At 65.7% G+C, this 4,604-nt stretch carries 4 protein-coding genes; 1 reads left to right on the top strand and 3 read right to left on the bottom strand.

All coding sequences use genetic code 11. From position 1 onward, the window contains the following. From LQV45_RS18315 to LQV45_RS18305, 3 genes are all read right to left on the bottom strand, one after another. Positions 1 to 369 (bottom strand): VOC family protein (locus LQV45_RS18315; RefSeq protein WP_230008248.1); only part of this gene is annotated, 369 nt, incomplete at its 3' end. Positions 370 to 410: 41 nt separating this feature from the next. Beyond that, on the bottom strand, positions 411 to 1,913 hold the full coding sequence (locus tag LQV45_RS18310; protein ID WP_230008247.1) for a bifunctional 3-(3-hydroxy-phenyl)propionate/3-hydroxycinnamic acid hydroxylase: 1,503 nt from the start codon (positions 1,911 to 1,913) through the stop codon (positions 411 to 413). A 106-nt stretch (positions 1,914 to 2,019) separates the two neighbouring features. Next, a complete protein-coding gene (locus LQV45_RS18305; RefSeq protein WP_230008246.1) occupies positions 2,020 to 3,396 on the bottom strand; it encodes an aldehyde dehydrogenase family protein in 1,377 nt (458 codons plus the stop codon). 144 nt (positions 3,397 to 3,540) lie between these two features. Between LQV45_RS18305 and LQV45_RS18300 the strand changes: the two genes are divergently transcribed. Further along, positions 3,541 to 4,554, top strand: a complete 1,014-nt coding sequence (locus tag LQV45_RS18300) for an ornithine cyclodeaminase family protein (protein WP_230008245.1) — start codon at positions 3,541 to 3,543, stop codon at positions 4,552 to 4,554. Positions 4,555 to 4,604: the final 50 nt, after the last annotated feature.

The raw sequence follows: 4,604 nt of genomic DNA, 5'->3' as shown, positions 1-4,604 counted from the left end.
GTCGGAGGAGACCTCGATGGTGCGTCCCTCCAGGTCGAAGAAGCGGAAGCCGTATCCCCCGCCGAGGGTCTGGACGTCATCGGGTTCCCCAATGAGTTTCACGCCCTTGGCAATGAGGTCCGAGGCGAGTTGGTCTACCGAGGCCTTGTCCGCCGCGCCGAACGCGACCATGTCAAGGCGCTTCTCCTCGGCCTTGCGCACGCGGACCGAATACTGTTCAGGGGAGCCCTCGGCGGCGAAGTAGGTCACGCCGCCGTCGTTCTCCATTTCGGTGAGTCCCCAGTGGTTCTTGTAGAACTCGACCTGCTTCTGGTAGTCGGGCACCGCGATGTCGAAATGCCTCAGGTGTGTGATCGGGCTGAATGCCATGATGGTCTCCTGTGTTCTGTCTGTTAGACGCGGATGTGGGTTTAGATGGGTGCCGGCACGTTGCGGCCGACCTGCGGAATGCTGCCGATGAGGCGTTCCAGGGCCTCGGGGGTGTCGCCGAGGCCCAGGATGTAGCGATCCGGACGAACGACGACCAACCGGGCACCGGCGGCCTCAAGTATCTGGCCGACCTTGGCCGGATCGAAGAGCACCACAACGTCGTCGTTTTCCTCCAACTGGTTGCGCAGCGGGGCCGGGAGCCCGGCGTAGAGCTCGGGGGTGGTTGCCACCAGGAAGCGGGAATCCACCATGTCATCCAGGCGCACCCCGTCGGCGAGGATCGGCTGAATGCTCAGGCGTCCGGCACGTTCGTCGGTGCCACCCTCGTGGAGGCCCGGTCCCAGCGGGGGTGCAACGGGTGCCGACGCCGCCGGGTTCGCCCTGATGAAGGCATCACGCTGCTTGGCGACCTCGGCGTCGGTGGTCTGCAGGAAGCTGGCCGCGTTGACCGCCTGCTCGACCCAGAACCGAGCGTGCGGCAGGCGCTCGGATTCATAGGTGTCAAGGAGAGAATCATCGGCCGCGCCGCGCTTGACGGCGTCGAGCTTCCACACCAGGTTGGCAACATCGCGCAATCCGGCGCACAGGCCCTGCCCAAAGAGCGGAGGGGCCTGGTGTGCGGCGTCGCCTGCCAAGAAGATGTTCCCGGCACGCCACTGTCGGGAAATGCGTCCCCGGAACGTGTAGGTCGCCAGCCTGTCCGCGGTGAACTTGTCTGCCGGCAGCACGCCGTGGCTGATCCGCTCAACGCCCGCGGGGGTCGCAATTACCTCAGGCTCGTCCCCCGGCATCAACATGAACTCCATCCGCACCCGCTTGCCGGGGAGGCGGATCCACAGGGCGGGCCGTGTGTGGTGGCCCAGGAAGATCATGTCGGACGACAGGCCCGGGCTGTCTTCAAGGATCCCGTCCGCGACCAGCCACTGCGCATCCTCGCCCAGTTTTTCGGTCTCGATGTTCAGTGCCTTGCGGCTCTGCGAGCGGGCGCCGTCCGCGGCGATGGCCCAACGGGCGCGAATAAGGGACTCCGCACCGCCCGCGTCACGCACCGCAACCTCGACGCCCTCTTCGGCGTTGCGTACCGAGAGCACGGTCATGCCGCGGCGCAGCTCGACACCGGGCAGTTCCTCGACGACCTCCTGCAGCAGGACCTCGATGTCCGGCTGGTGGAAGGTGAGGTCATCGTGCCAACCCTGGGTGCCGAGCTGACCGGTCGGCACCGACACCAGGACTTCGCGCTCCTCGTTCTCGATGTGGAACGAGGCCATCGGCAACGTGGCCTCGGCAAAGCGCTCGGCCACGCCCAGCGATTGGAGGGTGCGGAAGGTTTCACCATCAAAGTGCACGGCGCGGGCAGTTGGCCAAACCTGGACATCACGCTCCACCCCGACGGCGGTCAGACCTGCGCGCCCCAGCAAGGCCAGCGCAGTGACTCCTACAGGCCCTCCCCCGATCACTACCACGTCGACGTTGACGTTAGCCATCTTGCTCCTTCAAGTTCAGTACGTATCGTTTCGAATAAAAAGTAACATGCATCACTTAGCCGCACAAGGGCACGGGTGGGCTTGAATGCGCGTCTAGCCTTGCGACTCAGGCCTTCCAGACGGTCTTGAGGTTGCAGAACTCCCGGATGCCGTCCGCGGCGAGCTCACGCCCGAACCCGGAGCGCTTGATCCCGCCGAACGGAAGCTCCTGGTGCGAGACGGTCATGCCGTTGACGAACACCGCGCCGGCGTCAAGATTGGCCGTGAACCATTCCTCTTCCTGGGCGTCGCTGGTCCAGACCGCGCTGGAAAGCCCGAAGGTGGTCTGATTGGCGATCCGCAGGGCGTCCTCGCGGTCCGCCGCACGATAGAGCGAGGCGACGGGCCCAAAGGTCTCCTCCTGGATGATCCGCATCCCGTCGCTGAGCCCGGCGAGCACCGTGGGGGCGTAAAAGAAGCCGGGGCCCCCGGGAGTCACCCCGCCGGTCAGCACCTGGGCACCCAGGGCGCGGGCGTCCTCAACGAGCCCGGCCAGCTCATCGCGCCCTGACAGGGTGGCCAAGGGCCCTACCTGGGTCGCGGGATCCAGCGGGTCCCCGACGACAAGCTCCGACATCAGCTTCACGAATTCGGCGGCGAACGCGTCATAGACCTCGGTGTGCACGATGAAGCGCTTGCCTGCAATACAGGACTGGCCGTTGTTGCTGATCCGCGCACGCACGGCGGTCGCCGCCGCGGCCGAGACGTCCGCCGAGGGCATGACAATGAAAGGGTCCGACCCACCGAGCTCCAGCACGGCCTTCTTCACATGGTCCCCGGCAATGGAGGCAACGGAGCGCCCCGCCGGCTCGGAACCCGTCAAGGTGACCGCCTTGACCCTCGCATCGGCCAGGACGCCGGCCACCTCGGAGCCGCCGATCAGCAGAGTGCGGAAGGAGCCGCGCGGGAACCCTGCCCGCTCAAAGAGCGTGTCAAGGAAGAGCGCCGCCTGGGGCACGTTCGAGGCATGCTTGAGCAGGCCGGAGTTGCCCGCCATAAGCGCCGGGGCCGCAAACCGGATGACCTGCCAGAGGGGGTAGTTCCAGGGCATGACCGCCAGGACGGTGCCCAGCGGTTCGTAGCGAGTCCACGCGCGGGTTGCGCCGACAGTTGACGGGTCCGCCAGCGGGGCATCGGCCAGGAATTCCCCGGCATGCTCGGCGTAGAAACGCATGGCCTTGACGCACTTGTGCACCTCGGCAATCGATTGCGCAATCGGCTTGCCCATCTCGACGGTGATCAATTCGCCCAGGCCCTCCGCCTGACCCTCCAAGATGTCCGCCGCGGCGAGCATCCACTGCCCACGCTGGGCGAACGTGCTGCCGCGCAGGAGCCGCGCCGCTTCGGCGGCTTCCGCGATGCGATCCTGGACTTCCTCGGCCGAGTGCGGCTCAATCATCATTTCGGTCGAACCGGTGGTCGGATTGACGGTTGCGATTGCCATGGTTGGGATCCTTTCCTGGAGACGTGTTCTCTGTCACGACTATATAGGATACGATTCGTATCGGATACTATTTGGGTCTACTCAGTAAATCCACCCACGCCCGCAGCCCGTGGACCGGCTGCCCGACATCCAAGGAGTGCCCCCGTGAGCACCAATGGCGAGTTACCGAACAATCTTCCGCTCTTTCTCACCGACGCCGACGTCGCCAGCCTTTCGGACTGGGCCGGGGCGATCGAAGCCATCCGCACCGCCTACAAGGCCCCCGACGACGAGGGCGGCACACCGGGAAGGATCTTCGCCCAGACACCTCGCGAATGGTTGCGGATCATGCCCTCGGTGCCGCCCAACGGCCAACTGTTCGGCGCAAAGTCAATCGCCGGGTCCTTCGCGGACGGCCTGCGCGTCAGCTATCTGATTTCACTCTTCGACAAGGACACCGCGGATCTGGTGGCTCTCGTGGACGGAAATCGCGTCACCGGCCTGCGCACCGCAGCGACCACTGCCGTGGGCACCTCCACGATCGTGCCGCAGCGGCCGCTGATCGTCGGTGTGATCGGCTCCGGCTTTGAGGCGCGTTCCCACCTGACAGCCTTTTCCCACCTGCTTGAGTTCGCCGACATCCGTGTGTTCAGTCCGACCCCTGCCAACCGCGAGGCCTTTGCACGCGAGTTCGACGGCACGTTCGGCGCACCCGCACGAGCTGTCGGCTCGGCCCGCGAGGCCGCGGAAGGCGCGGATCTCATCCTGTGCGCGGCACGCTCCCGCGACGAGTCCCCTACGCTGCTGGCCGAATGGGTCGGCCCGAACGCCGCGGTGGTCTCGATCGGTTCCACGACCCCCGCACAACGCGAGCTGCCCGCGGAGCTGATCGCCCGCGCCGCGGTCGTCGTGGTGGACACCCGTGACGAGGTCGTGCACGGCAGCGGGGACATGATCGCGGCCCGGGCACACGGCGTCGATGTCGATTCGCTCATTGTCACACTCAATGCCGTCCTGACCGGCGAAACCGCCATCGACGCGGAGCACGGGATCCGTATCTACAAGTCGACCGGTTCCGGCCTGCAGGACATCGTTGTTGCCGAGATGCTCGTTAACCGCGCCCGCGCCGAGGGCATCGGCACCGTCCTGCCCGTCGGCATCGTCACCAGCCGCAAATAGACCCCACTGACAATAAAGAAGAACAACATGGTGGAATAACCCAAATCCGA

This window comes from Microbacterium sp. Bi128, assembly GCF_918698205.1.
The sequence above is the reverse complement of the archived record's forward strand: the minus strand, read 5'-3'. Positions and strand labels throughout refer to the sequence as shown.

Coding starts and splice junctions, on each gene's coding strand:
- LQV45_RS18310 (WP_230008247.1), bottom strand. CDS start 1,913: ATGGCTAACGTCAACGTCGACGTGGTAGTGATCGGGGGAGGGCCTGTA.
- LQV45_RS18305 (WP_230008246.1), bottom strand. CDS start 3,396: ATGGCAATCGCAACCGTCAATCCGACCACCGGTTCGACCGAAATGATG.